Below are 16846 nucleotides of genomic sequence, written 5' to 3'. Positions count from 1 at the left end.
CGCCCAATGATTCCCGGGGGCGCTAAGCTGACAGGGCGCCCTTATTGTTCAACGACGTTCTAACCAATGACTTCCGAGGAGTAACTCCCATGATGAAAGGTGGCATGGCAGGCCTGATGAAGCAGGCTCAGCAAATGCAGGAAAAAATGGCCAAGATGCAGGAAGAGCTGGCCAACGCCGAAGTGACGGGCCAATCCGGCGCAGGTCTGGTCAGCGTGGTCATGACCGGGCGTCACGACGTCAAGCGCGTCAGCCTGGACGACAGCCTGATGCAGGAAGAGAAGGACATTCTCGAAGACTTGATCGCCGCGGCCGTCAACGACGCTGTGCGCAAGATCGAAGCGGCCAGCCAGGAAAAGACTGCCAGCATGACCGCTGGCATGCAGCTGCCGCCGGGCATGAAAATGCCGTTCTGATCGGACGGCTTTTGCGACACCCGAATGCCAGGCCCTCGTGCCTGGCATTTTTGTATGGAGATGGCGCCAAGTCCGCCCCGGATTGCCCGCGTCATATGGAACCCCACATCCGACCGAACCCGGCCGGCTGCCGAAGGTCTGCTTTCTATACCCCCGCAACCTTTCAACATGGAGCCCATTCCGATGACCCAAGAATTGATCCTCAACCAGCGTGTCGTCCTGGCGTCCCGTCCCCAGGGCGCACCGACCCCGGAAAACTTCCGACTCGAGCGCGAGGCGCTGCCTGAGCTGCAAGACGGCCAAGTGCAATTGCGCACGCTCTATCTGTCCCTCGACCCGTATATGCGCGGTCGTATGAGCGACGCGCCGTCCTACGCGGCACCGGTGCAAATCGACGCGGTGATGGAAGGCGGCGCGGTCAGCGTGGTCGAGCAGTCGCGCAACCCGAAATTCAAGGAAGGCGATCTGGTGGTCGGTCAGACCGGCTGGCAGACCCACAGCATTTCTGATGGCAGCAATCTGTTGATGGCGCCGAAGGACCTGCCGAGCCCGTCAATGGCGGTCGGTGTGCTCGGTATGCCGGGGATCACCGGTTACATGGGCTTGATGGACATCGGCAATCCCAAGGCCGGCGAGACGCTGGTCGTCGCGGCAGCTTCCGGGGCGGTCGGCTCAGTGGTCGGTCAGGTGGCGAAGCTCAACGGCCTGCGCGTGGTAGGCGTTGCCGGTGGCGAAGACAAATGCCGCTATGTGGTCGACGAGCTCGGTTTTGACGCCTGCATCGATCACCGCAGTGATGACTTCGCCGAGCAGTTGAAAGCGGCCGTTCCGAACGGTATCGACATCTATTTCGAGCTGGTCGGCGGCAAGGTGCTGGAAGCGGTCATACCGCTGCTCAATGAGCGTGCGCGAGTGCCGTTGTGCGGCCTGATCGCCCATTACAACGCGCAGAGCGAGCCAGAAGGGCAGAATAAGCTCCCGCTGTTGATGCGTACGCTGCTGACCAAGCGCGCGAAGATTCAGGGCTTCATCGTCTACGAAGAGTATTACCACCGCCTGGACGAATTCATGCAGGCCATGATTCCGCTGGTGAAGGACGGCAAGGTGAAATTCCGCGAAGACGTCGTTGAAGGCCTGGAGAACGCGCCGGACGCGTTCATTGGCCTGCTCGACGGCAAGAACTTCGGCAAGCTGGTGGTCAAGGTCTCATGACCCTGATTTGACGGTAATCGGAGGCGCGGGTATAAACCGCGTCTCGTGTTTTTGTCGGACGTTTCTCCAATGAGCTTCAGCCCCCTGATTCGCCAGTTGATCGACTCCCTGCGCATCCTGCCCGGCGTCGGTCAGAAAACCGCCCAGCGCATGGCGTTGCAGCTGCTGGAGCGCGATCGCAGTGGTGGCTCGCGTCTGTCCCAGGCGCTAAGTCAGGCGATGGAAGGCGTCGGTCACTGCAAACAATGCCGCACCCTCACCGAGGAAGAACTCTGCCCGCAATGCTCGGACGTCCGGCGCGACGACACGCTGCTGTGCGTGGTTGAGGGCCCGATGGATGTGTATGCGGTGGAGCAGACCGGTTACCGAGGGCGCTACTTCGTGCTTAAGGGCCATTTGTCGCCGCTGGACGGTCTGGGGCCTGAGGCCATCGGCATCCCGCAGTTGGTCGCGCGGATAGAAGAGCAGGGCTCGTTCACCGAAGTCATCCTCGCCACCAACCCGACGGTCGAAGGCGAAGCGACGGCGCACTACATCGCTCAGATTCTTACCAATAAAGGTCTGGTCACCTCGCGCATTGCCCACGGCGTGCCGCTGGGTGGCGAGCTGGAACTGGTCGACGGCGGCACCCTGGCGCACTCGTTCGCAGGGCGCAAGCCGATTCAGTTGTAGGCAAAATCCCGCTCTTCAAGACACTGGGTACCTATCGGAGTGAGCTCGGATGTGGGACCGGCTTTAGCCGGGAAGGGGGCAGGTGGCACACTTCAAATCCAGGGTGTGCACACCGGCCTATTCCCGGCTGAAGCCGGTCCTACTGACTTCCCGCGCACTGAGTGGGACCGGCTTTAGCCGGGAATGCGCCGGGGCAGACGCCCGACGTTTCAATCCCTGCACAAGATGACGCGGAGCATCACGGGATGCATACCCACGCAGAGCGTGGGCACGATCAATCAGTGTTCAAAGAGACTGATGGCGGCTATCGGGGCAGGCTTTACTTATCCGTCAATGCGAACTCGGTCAGGCAGAACGTCGGGATTTGCATGTCGCGCAGGCGTTGTGAGCCGCCCAGTTCAGGCAGGTCGATGATCGCAGCGGCTTCGTGAACCTTGGCGCCCATGCGGCGGATCAGGTTGGCGGCGGCAACCAGGGTGCCGCCGGTGGCGATCAGGTCATCGAACATCACCACTGAATCCCCGTCGCACAGGCTGTCGGCGTGAACTTCCAGCAGCGCTTCGCCGTATTCGGTCTGATAGGCCTCGGCCAGCACGTCGGCCGGCAATTTCCCTTGCTTGCGAAACAGCACCAGCGGCTTGTTCAGTTCGTAGGCGACGATCGAGCCGATCAGAAAACCACGCGCGTCCATGGCGCCGACGTGGGTGAACTCGGCGTCGATGTAACGCTGGATGAAGCTGTCGATGACCAGGCGCAGGGCCTTGGGTGACTGGAACAGCGGGGTGATGTCACGGAAAATCACACCGGGTTTTGGAAAGTCCACCACAGGGCGGATGAGGGATTTGATGCTGACTTCGTCGAAAATCATAAGGATCTCGGGCAGGACATGACTCAAAAGACGCCAGTCTAAGCCCGCCCGGACCATCATGCATCAGCTTTCCAGCGATCCCCCGGCCAGCGCGCAGAGCTGAATCGGGTCGAGGATGTGGATTTCCTTGCCCTCGGCGGCGATCAACTCGTTCTGCTGAAAGCGCGTGAACACCCGGGACACGGTTTCCACCGCCAGGCCCAGGTAGTTGCCGATCTCGTTGCGCGACATGCTCAGGCGGAACTGGTTGGCGGAGAAACCCCGGGCGCGGAAGCGGGCGGAGAGGTTGACCAGAAAGGTGGCGATGCGCTCGTCGGCGGTCTTTTTTGAGAGCAGCAGCATCATCTGTTGGTCATCGCGGATTTCCCGGCTCATCACCCGCATTAACTGGCGACGCAATTGCGGCAGTTGCACCGACAATTCGTCCAGCCGGTCGAAGGGGATTTCGCACACTGACGTAGTCTCCAGGGCCTGCGCCGTGACGGGATACGCCTCGGCGTCCATCCCGGACAGCCCGACCAGTTCGCTGGGCAGGTGAAAGCCGGTGAGTTGTTCTTCGCCGCTGTCGCTGAGGCTGAAGGTTTTCAGCGCGCCGGAGCGCACGGCGTAGACGGAAGCGAAGGTGTCGCCCTGGCGAAACAGTAAATCACCTTTCTTCAAGGGGCGGCCGCGCTTGACGATTTCGTCCAGTGCATCCATGTCTTCCATGTTCAATGAAAGCGGAAGGCACAACGGGGCCAGGCTGCAATCCTTGCAGTGAGCCTGGGTGTGAGCGCGCTGTTTGACTGGCTCAGACATCGGGTTAATTCCTTGTGAAGAAACACACATAAGTCGTAAGGGTAACTCAGGGGTCAGCCGTGCGACTACCACGCGCCTTCCTTGGCCCGAAATCATTCCTCCGCATCGAGCTGAAACTTCCTATATCACCTGGGCCTAATTCACGCGGGCCTATATCACCTGGGCCTATATGACCCGGGAAAACCGCTGACGGTTCTGCGCGCCCAGATAGGCGTCGAACACCATGCAGATCGAGCGCACCAGCAAACGTCCGGCCGGGGTGACGGTGATGCCTGTCGGGTCGATATGAATCAGCCCGTCCGTGGCCATGGTCAGCAATTGCGGCCACTGCTCGCTGAAATATTCGCGGAAGTGGATGGAAAATTCGTTCTCGATCGGGGCGAAATCCAGGCGGAGGTGGCAGATCAGTTGGCTGATGATGGTGCGCCGTAGCTGATCGTCCTCGTCGCAACGCAGACCGCGTTTGGTTGCCAGCTGGTCGCTGGCCAGCAGGGTCTGGTACTCGGTCAGATCGCTGGTGTTCTGCGCATAGAGCTCGCCGATCTGGCTGATGGCCGAGACGCCAAGACCGATCAGATCGCAATGCCCATGGGTGGTGTAGCCCTGAAAATTGCGCTGCAGCGTGCCTTCTTCCTGGGCGATGGCGAGGTCGTCATCGGGCAGGGCAAAATGGTCCATGCCGATGTAGCGATAGCCCGCGCCGGTCAGTTGCTCGATGGTGCGCTGGAGCATCTCAAGCTTTTGCTCAGGGGTGGGCAACTGCGCCGCGTCGATGCGCCGCTGGGGCATGAAACGCTCGGGCAGGTGGGCGTAATTGAACACCGAAAGCCGGTCGGGCTGCAGGGCGATCACTTGGTCAACGGTGCGGGCAAAACCTTCGGCCGTCTGCAGCGGCAGGCCGTAGATAAGGTCGATGTTCACCGAGCGAAACTGCAGGGTGCGCGCGGCTTCGACGATGGCGCGGGTCTCATCCAGGCTCTGCAAACGGTTAATCGCGCGCTGCACCAGCGGATCGAGGTCCTGCACGCCGAGGCTGACGCGGTTGAAGCCCAGCTCGCGCAACAGGCCCATGGTCGACCAGTCCGCCTCACGCGGGTCGATCTCGATGCCGTAGTCGCCGGAGTGGTCATCCAGCAGGGTGAAGTGCTGGCGCAAATGAGCCATCAGCTGGCGCAGTTCAACGTGACTGAGAAAGGTCGGTGTGCCGCCGCCGAAGTGCAATTGCTCGACCACCTGACGATCATCGACATGGGCGGCGATCAGGCTGATCTCGCGTTCGAGGCGCTGTAAATAGGCCTGGGCGCGACCGCGGTCCTTGGTGATGACTTTGTTGCAGGCGCAGTAGTAGCAAATGTTGGCGCAGAACGGGATGTGCACGTAGAGCGACAACGGCCGCGACGCCTTGCGGCTGTCACGCAGCCCGTGCAGCAGTTCGAAGGCGCCAACCTGCGTATGAAATTGCACGGCGGTGGGGTAGGACGTGTAACGCGGCCCTGCCAGATCGTAGCGGCGGATGAGTTCAGAATCCCAACGAAGGTCGTCGAGCATGGGGGCGTTCCCGATAAGGCTGGCGGTGCGGGAAGTGTAGGGAAGCCGCAGGTGAGGGCATTGATCTGGGTCAACGGATGGGGGGTGCGATTACTCGTGTGCCATGCCTGCATGATCCATGGCCGGATTCATCCCGTGATTCATCGAGTGATTCATCGTGTGAGGTGTGTGCCCCATCAGCCACTGTTGATGCGGGCCGGGGAGTGTCCACAGGCCGAAAAGAATCACCAGCAACCCGCCGGCCACGCGCACGCTGCGCCGACGGAGCAGAGCGGTGATGCGCTCGGCGGCCAGGCCCGTGGCGAGCAGTACCGGCCAGGTGCCGATGCCGAACGCGAGCATCAACAACGCGCCGTGCAACGCATTGCCTTGGCTCGCCGACCACAACAGCGTGCTGTAAACCAGCCCGCACGGCAGCCAGCCCCACACGGCGCCCAGCAGTAAAGCCCGGGGCGTCTTCGACACCGGCATCAAGCGGCGGGTGAGCGGTTGCAGGTAACGCCAGACCCCGCCGCCCAGCGCTTCGATGCGGGTTAGGCCGCTCCACCATCCGGCCAGGTACAGGCCCATAGTGATCATCAGCAACCCCGCGATCACCCGTAAGAGTATCGCCCCCGGGCTGTTGGCGACCGCCCAGCCGAGCATGCCCGTCAGCAACCCCGCGCAGGCGTAGCTCAAAACACGTCCGATGTTGTAGGCCATTAACAGACGCAGGCGTCGTCCGCGTTGCTCCGGGGGGATGGCAAAAGTGAGCGCGCCCATCAGCCCGCCGCACATGCCCAGACAATGGCCGCCGCCGAGCAGGCCCAGCACGAGGGCGGAGAGGAGTTGGGGGAGGAGGTCATGCATGGGCGTTATCCGAAAGCGTTCCGGTGAGTGTTAGTACGCCATCGCGAGCAAGCTCACGCCTACAGGGGATCGCATTCCAATGTAGGAGTGAGCTTGCTCGCGATGGCGTCGCTGACCGCAACATGGAATCGGAATTACTCACCTGATCCCGTCCTTGCCGATGCCCGATCCTTTTTCCCCGACGCTTCATCAACCCCGGCCTTGTGCCCCGGATCCTGGTCTTCGAACAGAATGCTATGGGCCGGGCCGTCCAGGTCGTCGTACTGACCGCTGTCCACCGCCCAGAAAAACACGTAAATCGCGACCGCCACAATCAGCAGCGCCACCGGAATCATGATGTAGAGCGCAGGCATCGGGCCTCCGGATCGGGTCGTGTGTTCATGGGGTCACCGTCTGATGGGCAGCCATGGATTCTGCAGAAAGCGGCTTCATCCGCGTCAGACGCAACGCGTTCAACACCACCACCAGCGAGCTCACCGACATTCCCGCCGCGGCCCACAATGGTGTCACCCAGCCCAGCGCCGCGAAGGGCAGCACCAGCCCGTTATACAACCCGGCCCAGGCCAGGTTTTCCAGAATGATCCGCCGCGTGCGCCGAGCGAGGCCAAATGCCTCCACCAACACGTACAGACGATTCGACAGCAGCACCGCATCGGCGCTGGTCTTGGCCAGATCGGTCGCCGAACCCATGGCGATGCTGATGTCGGCGGCCGCTAGCACCGGCACATCATTGACCCCGTCGCCAATCACCAGAATCGTCCGACCCTCGTCCCGCAGCCGCTGAAGAATGGCGAGCTTGTCATCCGGCCGCAGGCTACCCCGGGCGTCATCGATCTGCAGCTGAGTCGCGACGCTGGACACCATGGGCGAACTGTCGCCGGACAACAACAATGTCTGCCAGCCGCGTTGTTTGCACGCCTCGACCAACCCTGCAGCGTCGTCCCGCAACCGATCATCCAGCACCAGCCAGGCGAGTGCCTGGGTGTCATCCCCCAGCAACAACCACTGACCGGGCTCATCCGGCATGGATGGCACAGCGACGCCACTCAAAGCGCAAACAAACCCGGACTGACCAATGCGCAACTGCCGCCCGTTAACCACCCCTTCCAGCCCCAGTCCCGGCGTAGCGACAACTCCATCAGCGGTGAGCGGCGTCTTGCCGAACGCCCGGGCGATCGGGTGTTCGGACCGACTTTCCAGCGCCGCCGCCAGGCTCAAACAGTCGTCACTGCTCAGCGCGCCGAGGCTGCGAATCGCCCTCAACGTCAGCCGCCCTTCGGTCAGCGTGCCGGTCTTGTCGAAGATCACCGTGTCGATCCGGTTCAGCCCCTCCAGCACATGGCCACGGGTCAGCAGCAGCCCGAATCTGTGCAGCGTGCCGGTGGCGGCGGTCAGCGCGGTCGGGGTCGCCAGCGACAAGGCGCACGGGCAGGTGGCGACCAGCATCGCCAGCACAATCCAGAACGCGCGACCGGCATCGAGCTGCCACCAGACCACGCCGACACACGCCGCCAGCACCAGCGAAATCAGCAGAAACCACTGCGCGGCGCGATCCGCCAGTTGCGCCAAGGGCGGCTTCTCCGATTGTGCGCGTTCCAGCAGTCGGACGACGGCAGAGAGGCGCGTGTCAGCGCCCAGAGCGAGGACTTCCACGGTCAGCACGCTTTCGATATTGGCGGTGCCGGCGATGACGGCGTCGCCCACCTGACGGGGCTGCGGCAGGTACTCGCCGGTGAGCAGCGATTCATCGATGCTCGACCGACCCGCGATGATTCGGCCGTCCGCCGGCAACATCGCGCCGGGGTGTACCAGCACCTGATCGTGCAAACGCAGTTGATCGGTCAATACGCGCTCGGTCTGACCGTCCGCGTTCAACCGCAGGCACGACGCAGGCAGCAGATTGACCAGTTGCTCGGTCGCTAAGCGGGTGCGTTCCCGGGCCCGGCGTTCGAGGTAGCGGCCGGTGAGCAGGAACAGCGCGAACATGCCGACCGCGTCGAAATACAATTCGCCAACGCCGGTGACCGCCGTCCAGATGCCGGCCAGGTACGCCGCGCCAATTGCCAGGGACACCGAAATGTCCATGGTCAGATGGCGCGCGCGCAGATCACGCAACGCCCCTTTGAAAAACGGCGCACAGCTGTAAAACACGATGGGCGTCGTCAGAAACATCGCCACCCAGCGCAGGATCGTGTGCATCTCGGGGCTGAGGTCGATGTTGAATTCCGGCCAGGTCGCCATGGTCGCCATCATCGCCTGAAACCACAGCAGCCCGGCGACGCCCAGTTGTCTCAGGCTGCGGCGGTTTTCCCGGGCCAGATGCTCGGTCGCTTTATCCGCCTGATAGGGGTGGGCGGCGTAACCGATGCTGCGCAGCTCCGACAGCACCTCGCTCAAGGGCAACCCCACGTCATGCCAGCGCAGGTGCAGGCGATGACTGGACAGGTTCAGCCGCGCTTCGACCACGGCGGGCAAGGTGCGCAGATGACGCTCGATCAGCCAGCCGCAGGCCGCGCAGCTAATGCCCTCGATCATCAGCGTCGTTTCAGCCACAGCGCTGGCGACATCGCCAGCGGGGGTGTCATGGTGAACAAACGGCGCCTGCACGTCGGGACGATCAAAGAGGGCTTGTTCATCGGCCAGGGGCGTCGGCAACGCCTGAGGATTGACCGAGGCTTCGCTGCGGTGCAGGTAGTAGCTTTCCAGGCCGCCGGCGACGATGGCGTGGGCCACGGCCTGACAACCCGGGCAGCAGAACTCACGCTCTTCACCCAGCACCGAAGACACGAAACGTCCGCCCGGCGGGACCGGCAGCGAGCAGTGGTAGCAAGATCGCAGGGTTGTTATCGCGGTGGCTGTCAGTTGAGTGGCTTTCACGTCAATGCCTGTCCGCGCCCTGAATCGGCTCGTCGCCCAGGGTCAGTGGCTGCCCTGAAACGATCCGTTCTTCCTCGAACAGGCGCCAGGTCTGGGTGTTTTCCACCCCCAGCAATTCGACGAAGCGCCGGCCTTCGACCCTGTCGCTCAACTGCCCGACGTAACGCCCTGGCTGCGAAGGCGTGCGCGCCAGCACCACTTTGCGGTCCTTGTCCGGCTGGGTCGGGGAGATCAGGTTCAGCACCAGGGTTTCCGGCTGGCTGGCGCCGCTCAGTTGCACGTCCACTTCGCCGGTCACCTCGTCGAGGCCCACGCGCGCTTGCAGGTTGAGGGACTGGCCCAGCAACTCGCGATCGAGGGAGCGATTGATGCCTTTGCCAGCCTCGTAATAGTTGTCGGTGACCAGGTTGTCCGGGTGGGTGACGGCGATGGTGACCATGGCCAGGGTCAATGCCACTGAGCCGGTCAGAATGGCGATGATGATCCACGGCCATAGGTGCCGGTGCCAGGGACTTGCTGCAGTGACTGGGGTCATTTCCGACATCTCTCAGCGAATGGGCGGGCCGATGAAACGGCTCTTGGCGTGGACTTCAGTGTCGCTGTGCTCAATGTCGCTGTTCTTGATTTCCGTGAGGATGAAACTGACGTCGTTGCTGCTCGAGGGCAGTTGCTCGGGCGCCACCGACAGCTCCACCGGCAGGCTGATGATCTCGCCCGCCGGTACCTTGATTTCGCGCCGGCCTTGCAGCTTCAGGTCCGGCAATCCTGTGGCGTCGAGCATATAGGTGTGGTCGACCTGGTCCTTGTTCATGACCTTCAGGCTGTAGACGTTTTCGATCCGGCCCTCGGCGTTTTCCCGGTACAGCATGCGGTCCTTGCTCACATCAAAACCCACCAGCGAGCGCGTGAGAAACGCGCCGGTGAGCCCGCCGATCATCACCAGCAACACCACGCCATAGCCGATCAACCGCGGCCGCAGTGTATGGGTCACCTGCCCGGAAAGGTTGTGTTCGGTGGTGTAGCTAATCAAGCCGCGCGGGTAGTCCATCTTGTCCATGATCGAGTCGCAGGCGTCGATGCAGGCTGCGCAACCGATGCATTCGATCTGCAGGCCGTTGCGGATGTCGATGCCGGTGGGGCAGACCTGCACGCACATCGTGCAATCGATGCAATCGCCGAGGCCGTCAGCCTTGTAATCCGTTTCCTTCTTGCGCGCACCCCGTGGCTCGCCGCGGCGTGGGTCGTAGGAAACGATCAGCGTGTCCTTGTCGAACATCACGCTCTGAAAGCGCGCGTAGGGGCACATATGAATGCACACCTGTTCGCGCAGCCAGCCGGCGTTGACGTAGGTGGCGAGGGTGAAGAAGCCGACCCAGAAATACGACCAGCCATCGGCCTGGCCGGTGAAGAAATCCACCAGCAGTTGGCGGATGGGCGAGAAATATCCGACGAAGGTCAGGCCGGTGACCAGGCCGATCAGCAGCCAGAGGCTGTGCTTGGCGAACTTGCGCGCGAATTTGTTGGCGTGCATGGGCGCCTTGTCGAGTTTGATGCGCTGATGGCGATCGCCTTCGGTGACCTTTTCGCACCACATGAACACCCACGTCCAGACACTCTGGGGGCAGGTATAACCGCACCAGACGCGCCCGGCGAATACGGTCATGAAGAACAGCCCGAACGCGCTGACGATGAGGATGCCCGACAGCAGAATGAAGTCCTGCGGCCAGAACGTCGCGCCGAAGATGTAGAACTTGCGCTCCGGCAGGTTCCACCACACCGCCTGATGCGCGCCCCAATTGAGCCAGACCGTGCCGAAATACAGCAGGAACAGCACAGCGCCGCCACCCATGCGCAGATTACGGAACATGCCAGTAAACGCGCGCGTGTAGATGTTCTCCCGCGAGGCATACAGGTCAACAGTGTCGCTGTCCTTGTCAGTCGGCGGCGTGACGTTGTGCATCGGAATCTGGTTGCTCATGAACGCGTCCTACCACAGTGGAGCAATAAAATTTTCTAATACGGTGCCAGGAACTGGCTGCATCACGTGTAGGAGCGTGGCTTGTCCCGCGATCGGCTGCGAAGCAGTCGTCAACCTGAGGCCGTTAGCTATCCCATATACCTCGGGCGCCTTATGGGCTGCCGCTTCGCGCCAGATCGCGGGACGAGCCACGCTCCTACAGTAGAGCGCGACCGTATACCCCTTTAACGGTGCTGCCCTTTTACTCCTGCTTTTGCGCCGGTTCTTCCCCATGGGACAGGCTATACACGTAAGCGGCCAACAGGTGCACCCGGTCGTTACCTTGCAGCAACGCCTGGGCCGGCATCTGCCCCTGGCGGCCGTACTGGATGGTCTGTTGCAGCTGGGCAAAACTGGCGCCGTAGATGAACGCGCCGGGGTGGGTCAGGTCTGGCGCACCCAGTGCGGCAACGCCTTTGCCTTCCGGGCCGTGGCAGGCGACGCAGGTGGTGGCGTAGAGTTTCTGGCCCGCCGCCGGATCGGCATTCGCATCAGCCGGCAGTGTGCGCCCGTTCATTTGCGTCAGCACGTAAGCCGACACGTCGCGCACACCCTGATCGCCGATCACCGCACCCCATGCCGGCATGACCGCATGACGGCCGTTCATGATGGAGGTTTTGATGCTCTGCGCATCGCCGCCCCAGCGCCAGTCGGCGTCGGCCAGGTTGGGGAAACCGTAAGCGCCCTTGGCGTCGGAGCCGTGGCAGACCGAGCAATTGGAAGCGAACAATCGACCGCCCATCTTCAGCGCTTGCGGATCTTTGGCTACCTCTTCAATGGGCATCGCTGCGAATTTGGCGAAGATTGGTCCGAAGCGCGCTTCGGACTGCGCCATCTCCTTCTCCCATTCATGCACGCCAGTCCAGCCCGTGGTGCCGTCGGAAAACCGGGTTTTCTTGTCGTTGTCGGCGTAGTCATAACCCGGCAACAAGCCCTTCCAGTTGCCCAGGCCCGGGTAAAGCACCAGATAACCCAGCGCAAAAATGATCGTGCCGATGAACAACCAGAACCACCACTTGGGCAGCGGGTTGTCGTACTCCTCGATGCCGTCGAAGGCGTGGCCGACGGTTTCATCGGTGGTGTCGGCGCGTTGGCCTTTGCGGGTGGCGATCAGCAGCCAGCCCATCGCGAAGATCGTGCCCAGCGTCAGTACCGCGACGTAGATGCTCCAGAAGGTGCTCATGGTTTCGGGCTCGTTTCGGCTTTCGAGTGTGCGTGCGCTTTGCTCTGGTCCTGCGCCTGCCTGACCTGTGCGATCGCCTCGGGATCATCGGCAAACGGCAGCAGCGTCGCATCGTCGAATTCCGCCTTGCGCCGCGGGCTGTACACCCACAACGCCAGACCGATGAAGGCCACCATTACGACAACGGTGCCCAGGCCTCGAATCGTTCCCATGTCCATGGCGATCACCGCTTGCTCTTGATGAGGGTGCCCAGGCCCTGAAGGTAGGCCACCAGCGCATCCATTTCGGTCTTGCCCTTCACCGCCTCGGCTGCACCTGCGATGTCGGCATCGGTGTATGGCACGCCAAGGCTGCGCAGCACTTCCATCTTCTTGCCGGTCAGTTGGCCGTCGATTTTGGTGTCCGCGAGGAAGGGGTAGGCCGGCATGATCGACTCCGGCACCAGGTCGCGCGGGTTGTTTAAATGGGCGCGGTGCCAGTCATCCGGGTAGCGACCGCCGACCCGGGCCAGGTCCGGTCCGGTGCGTTTGGAACCCCACAGAAACGGATGATCCCAGACGCTTTCGCCGGCCACCGAGTAATGCCCGTAGCGTTCGGTCTCGGCGCGAAACGGACGGATCATCTGCGAATGGCAACCCACGCAGCCATTGGCGATATACACGTCGCGGCCTTCGAGCTCCAGCGCCGGGCGCGGCTTCATGCCTTCGACGGGCTGGGTGGTGACGTCCTGAAAAAACAGCGGAACGATCTGGGTCAGCCCGCCGATCGCCACCGCAATGACCATGAAGATCGACAGCAGGCCGATGTTCTTTTCCAGCACTTCGTGCTTGATCATCAGTGGGCCCCCATGACGGCAATCTGCGCGGCGGCTTCGGCTTCTTCCGTGTTCGCTGCGCGAATGGTGCGGAACACGTTGTAGGCCATGAACAGCATGCCGCTGGCGAAAATCGCGCCGCCCAGCGCGCGGACGATGTACCCCGGATGGCTGGCCTGCAGGGCCTCGACAAACGAGTAGGTGAGGGTGCCGTCGTCGTTGATCGCCCGCCACATCAACCCTTGGGTAATGCCATTGACCCACATCGCGGCGATGTAGAGGACGGTGCCGACAGTGGCGAGCCAGAAGTGCGTGTTGATCAGCGCGACGCTGTGCATCTGCCGGCGGCCGTAGAGTTTCGGGATCATGTGATAGACGGCGCCGATGGTAATCATCGCCACCCAGCCCAGCGCGCCGGCGTGAACGTGGCCGATGGTCCAGTCGGTGTAGTGAGAAAGCGCATTGACGGTCTTGATCGCCATCATCGGCCCCTCGAACGTCGACATCCCGTAGAACGCCAGCGACAGCACGAGGAAGCGCAGAATCGGGTCGGTGCGCAACTTATGCCACGCGCCCGAGAGGGTCATCATGCCGTTGATCATGCCGCCCCAGCTCGGCACCAGCAGGATGATCGACATCACCATTCCCAGTGATTGCGCCCAGTCGGGCAGGGCGGTGTAGTGCAAATGGTGCGGGCCGGCCCAGATGTACAGGGTGATGAGCGCCCAGAAATGCACGATGGACAGACGATAGGAATAGATCGGGCGTTCGGCCTGTTTCGGCACGAAGTAATACATCATCCCGAGAAAGCCGGTGGTCAGGAAAAAGCCGACGGCGTTGTGTCCGTACCACCACTGGATCATCGCGTCCGTGGCGCCGGCATACGCCGAGTACGACTTGAACAGGCTCACCGGCAGCGAGATGTGATTGACGATGTGCAGCATCGCCGTCACCACGATGAATGCACCGTAGAACCAGTTGGCGACGTAAATGTGTCTGGTCTTGCGTTTGACGATGGTGCCGAAGAACACCGCGCCGTAGGCGATCCAGACAATCGTCAGCAGGATCGCAATCGGCCATTCGAGCTCGGCATATTCCTTGGTGGTGGTGTAGCCCATCGGCAGGCTGACGATGGCGCCGATGATCACCGCCTGCCAGCCCCAAAAATGAAAGGCCGCCAGGCCGTCGGAAATCAGCCGCGTCTGACAGGTCCGCTGGACGACGTAATAGGAGGTGCCGAACAGCGCACAGCCGCCGAACGCGAAAATCACCAGATTGGTGTGCAGGGGGCGCAAGCGACCGAATGTCGTCCACGGCAAACCGAAATTCAGGTCAGGCCACACGAGCTGGCAGGCGATGAAGACGCCCAGGCCCATGCCGATGATGCCCCAGACCACCGTCATGATGGCGAACTGGCGGACGACCTTGTAGTTATAAGCAGTCGGGCTGGGTGCAGTGCTCATGTCAGGTTCCACGGTGTGTATTTATCAGTGTGGTCACAGCCGCACCTTCGATCGCGCGTCACCCGTCACGCAGTGGCGTGGCGTGGGATCGACGTGGACGATAGATGCGGTGCACGCAGACGCCCGGTCGCCGAAGCGTGGGAAATTTCTGGCTGAGTGGCCGGGGGAAAGGAAGACAGGTCGAGCAGGATCGCGCGCGTGAGTGGGAGGGATTGGATACAACCCTGCGGGTGAAAACAGCGCTGGGGCTGCTTGTCTGCAAGAGGGTTGCGTTGCCGGGCACAATCTTGTTGCTGGGCCTGTGGTCAGCTGTCGCCGGTCCACTGTGCGGACACAGCTTAGACGCGAATGATCGCGGAGGGAAGGCTTTGGCGCAGCGCCTGCGACACTTGGCCGCGCTGGGTATGAAGTTGCCGCGTCCCTGGCAGGACGCGGCGATCAACCATTTCCGGAGACAGCTGAAACGGTTCTCTGCCTGCTGTTCCTGCGCATCGAGAGAGCGTTTCTACAACTAAGTTGTATACAAAAAGCCGCTGACAGTGGCACTTTTCTCTGCCCAAAAATATTCGGCCCGAGCTGGCAGAAAGGCCGGCGATCGTCACGGGTGATCGGCCGGAGCGGACAAAAAGCATATTCCGTCGATGAAACCGCCCGGTTGTGTGCAGGTTGGGGCGCTCAGGATTCGGTGCTCGTTGCCGAAGTGCCGCGCCAGACTAACGCTTGGGAGCTGAACCCTTGCTGTCGGGACCAGGCAATCGGCAGGCAGGGTCATGGGTCTCGACGTTGCTGCATAATGCTGGCCGTGGTGCCCGCCTTAGTCGGCGGGTAGTCGATGTTTTGGTAAAAGAGACCTGCATGAGCAAACAACACGCGGCGAAGCGAACGGCCGATCACTGCGCCCTGCTGGCGCAAGAACATGGCTGGATCTGGAATGCACCCACCGGCCCGGCGGCGGACGCGCCATCGACACTGATTCTCGCCCACGGCGCGGGCGCCCCGATGGACAGCGACTTCATGAACGACATCGCCGCGCGTCTGGCGGCCTTGGGTATTGGCGTGCTGCGTTTTGAATTCCCCTACATGGCCCAGCGCCGAATCGACGGGCGCAGACGACCGCCCAATCCCCAGCCAAAGTTGCTGGAGTGCTGGCATGAGGTGTACGCCGCAGTGCGTGGGGGTGTGAGCGGGCGCGTGGCGATCGGTGGCAAATCCATGGGCGGACGCATGGCCAGCGTCATTGCTGACGAAGTCAAAGTCGATGGGTTGTTCTGTCTGGGCTATCCGTTCTATGCGGCGGGGAAACCCGAAAAGCCGCGGGTCGCTCACTTGGCAGAACTGCGGACGCCGACGCTGATCGTTCAGGGCGAGCGGGATGCGCTGGGCAATCGGCAGGCGGTTGAAGGGTACGAGTTGTCGAAGGCCATTGATGTGCATTGGGTGCCGACGGCCAACCACGACCTGAAACCGTTGAAATCGTCGGGCCTCAGTGTCGAGGCGTGCATGCAGGAAATCGCCGGGCTTATGGCACGTCGGCTGATCGGATAGCCGGATGTTCCTCGGCGTTCAGGTCACAGACCAGGTCGAACAGGCCGTCGGTCACGTGGAAGTCCTTGGTCGGGACCGCAAACTCGAAGTTGCCGTGCAGCGCTCCGGCGGCTGCATCGCAGCCCAGCAGCGTCAGGTTGCCTTGCTGCAGATCGCGTGAGTGATAGATCTTCGCCATTCGCGTGGGCGTGAGGTGATAGATGACGGTGATCCGGTCGTTGCGCAGCAGGTTGTAGCTGCCAGGTGGCACGGTTTCGTCGATGAACAGGCCGATCATGGTGCGGTGCCGGCGAACCGTGCCGGTGGCGAGGATCTTCCAGATCCGGCACGTGAGCGGATCCGACCGGCCCGGGCGCAGGCACGCCATGGCGCTCAGGCTGTGGGTGATGAACGGGTGGCCATTGACGTTGGCGCTGAACGTGCCAAGGGCCGCCGGCGCTTGTGGGCGTTGGAGCGGAGGTTGTGCGGGCATTGTTCTGAGGTTCCCTGAATGGGTTTTCGGGGCGGTGTGGGCGCTCTGCACCTATATAAGACGCCGTCTGGTGGAGACGACGTCTTTGAAAGGGGGTGCTGCTTACACGTAA

Annotated in this window: 17 protein-coding genes; 4 read left to right on the top strand and 13 right to left on the bottom strand. The window is 62.1% G+C overall.

From position 1 onward, the window contains the following. Positions 1–89 precede the first annotated feature (89 nt). The 3 genes from BMY98_RS12090 to recR all read left to right on the top strand — a co-directional run bounded on the left by BMY98_RS12090 (position 90) and on the right by recR (position 2300). Positions 90–416 carry a YbaB/EbfC family nucleoid-associated protein gene (locus BMY98_RS12090; protein WP_074889230.1) on the top strand — a complete coding sequence of 109 codons (327 nt, stop codon included), beginning with the start codon at positions 90–92 and terminating at the stop codon, positions 414–416. Between the two features lie 183 nt (positions 417–599). Beyond that, the gene (locus BMY98_RS12085) at positions 600–1628 is read left to right on the top strand and encodes an NADP-dependent oxidoreductase (protein WP_074889227.1); all 1029 of its coding nucleotides are present in this window, start codon (positions 600–602) and stop codon (positions 1626–1628) included. Between the two features lie 69 nt (positions 1629–1697). Then, positions 1698–2300, top strand: coding sequence for a recombination mediator RecR (gene recR, locus BMY98_RS12080; protein ID WP_074889224.1), 603 nt, complete (start codon positions 1698–1700; stop codon positions 2298–2300). 319 nt (positions 2301–2619) lie between these two features. On the opposite strand, the gene BMY98_RS12075 is transcribed toward recR, so the two are convergent. The 12 genes from BMY98_RS12075 to ccoN all read right to left on the bottom strand — a co-directional run bounded on the left by BMY98_RS12075 (position 2620) and on the right by ccoN (position 14717). Further along, positions 2620–3168, bottom strand: coding sequence for an adenine phosphoribosyltransferase (locus BMY98_RS12075; RefSeq protein WP_074889219.1), 549 nt, complete (start codon positions 3166–3168; stop codon positions 2620–2622). Between the two features lie 63 nt (positions 3169–3231). Next, positions 3232–3966 (bottom strand): fumarate/nitrate reduction transcriptional regulator Fnr, encoded by a 735-nt coding sequence (gene fnr, locus BMY98_RS12070; protein WP_074889216.1) that lies wholly within the window; start codon positions 3964–3966, stop codon positions 3232–3234. A 165-nt stretch (positions 3967–4131) separates the two neighbouring features. Next, the gene (gene hemN / locus BMY98_RS12065; RefSeq protein ID WP_074889214.1) at positions 4132–5514 is read right to left on the bottom strand and encodes an oxygen-independent coproporphyrinogen III oxidase; all 1383 of its coding nucleotides are present in this window, start codon (positions 5512–5514) and stop codon (positions 4132–4134) included. A 90-nt stretch (positions 5515–5604) separates the two neighbouring features. Continuing rightward, entirely contained in the window at positions 5605–6363 is a 759-nt protein-coding gene (locus BMY98_RS12060) for a sulfite exporter TauE/SafE family protein (protein ID WP_074889209.1), read from the bottom strand. A gap of 134 nt (positions 6364–6497) precedes the next feature. Next, complete coding sequence (ccoS, locus tag BMY98_RS12055; protein WP_074889206.1) at positions 6498–6716, bottom strand: cbb3-type cytochrome oxidase assembly protein CcoS; 219 nt, start codon at positions 6714–6716, stop codon at positions 6498–6500. 25 nt (positions 6717–6741) lie between these two features. Next, positions 6742–9210: a heavy metal translocating P-type ATPase gene (locus BMY98_RS12050; RefSeq protein WP_074889390.1), complete on the bottom strand. Its 2469-nt coding sequence runs from the start codon at positions 9208–9210 to the stop codon at positions 6742–6744. Positions 9211–9241: 31 nt separating this feature from the next. After that, on the bottom strand, positions 9242–9775 hold the full coding sequence (locus BMY98_RS12045; protein ID WP_074889388.1) for a FixH family protein: 534 nt from the start codon (positions 9773–9775) through the stop codon (positions 9242–9244). A 12-nt stretch (positions 9776–9787) separates the two neighbouring features. After that, entirely contained in the window at positions 9788–11218 is a 1431-nt protein-coding gene (gene ccoG / locus BMY98_RS12040) for a cytochrome c oxidase accessory protein CcoG (RefSeq protein WP_074889203.1), read from the bottom strand. A gap of 241 nt (positions 11219–11459) precedes the next feature. Continuing rightward, positions 11460–12440 (bottom strand): cytochrome-c oxidase, cbb3-type subunit III, encoded by a 981-nt coding sequence (ccoP, locus tag BMY98_RS12035; RefSeq protein ID WP_074889200.1) that lies wholly within the window; start codon positions 12438–12440, stop codon positions 11460–11462. After that, positions 12437–12658 (bottom strand): CcoQ/FixQ family Cbb3-type cytochrome c oxidase assembly chaperone, encoded by a 222-nt coding sequence (locus BMY98_RS12030; RefSeq protein WP_074889385.1) that lies wholly within the window; start codon positions 12656–12658, stop codon positions 12437–12439. The genes ccoP and BMY98_RS12030 overlap by 4 nt, the downstream gene beginning before the upstream one ends. Positions 12659–12663: 5 nt before the next feature. After that, positions 12664–13275: a cytochrome-c oxidase, cbb3-type subunit II gene (gene ccoO / locus BMY98_RS12025; protein ID WP_175514161.1), complete on the bottom strand. Its 612-nt coding sequence runs from the start codon at positions 13273–13275 to the stop codon at positions 12664–12666. Then, a complete protein-coding gene (gene ccoN, locus BMY98_RS12020) occupies positions 13275–14717 on the bottom strand; it encodes a cytochrome-c oxidase, cbb3-type subunit I (protein ID WP_074889198.1) in 1443 nt (480 codons plus the stop codon). The genes ccoO and ccoN overlap by 1 nt, the downstream gene beginning before the upstream one ends. A gap of 855 nt (positions 14718–15572) precedes the next feature. On the opposite strand from ccoN, the gene BMY98_RS12010 reads away from it, so the two are divergent. Then, the gene (locus BMY98_RS12010) at positions 15573–16262 is read left to right on the top strand and encodes an alpha/beta family hydrolase (RefSeq protein WP_074889193.1); all 690 of its coding nucleotides are present in this window, start codon (positions 15573–15575) and stop codon (positions 16260–16262) included. On the opposite strand, the gene BMY98_RS12005 is transcribed toward BMY98_RS12010, so the two are convergent. Further along, complete coding sequence (locus tag BMY98_RS12005; protein ID WP_074889190.1) at positions 16237–16734, bottom strand: hypothetical protein; 498 nt, start codon at positions 16732–16734, stop codon at positions 16237–16239. The two genes, BMY98_RS12010 and BMY98_RS12005, sit on opposite strands and share 26 nt — an antisense overlap. Between the last annotated feature and the right edge of the window lie 112 nt (positions 16735–16846).

Origin of the sequence: Pseudomonas graminis, assembly GCF_900111735.1 — a bacterium.
Taxonomy (GTDB): domain Bacteria; phylum Pseudomonadota; class Gammaproteobacteria; order Pseudomonadales; family Pseudomonadaceae; genus Aquipseudomonas; species Aquipseudomonas graminis.
The sequence above is the reverse complement of the archived record's forward strand: the minus strand, read 5'-3'. Positions and strand labels throughout refer to the sequence as shown.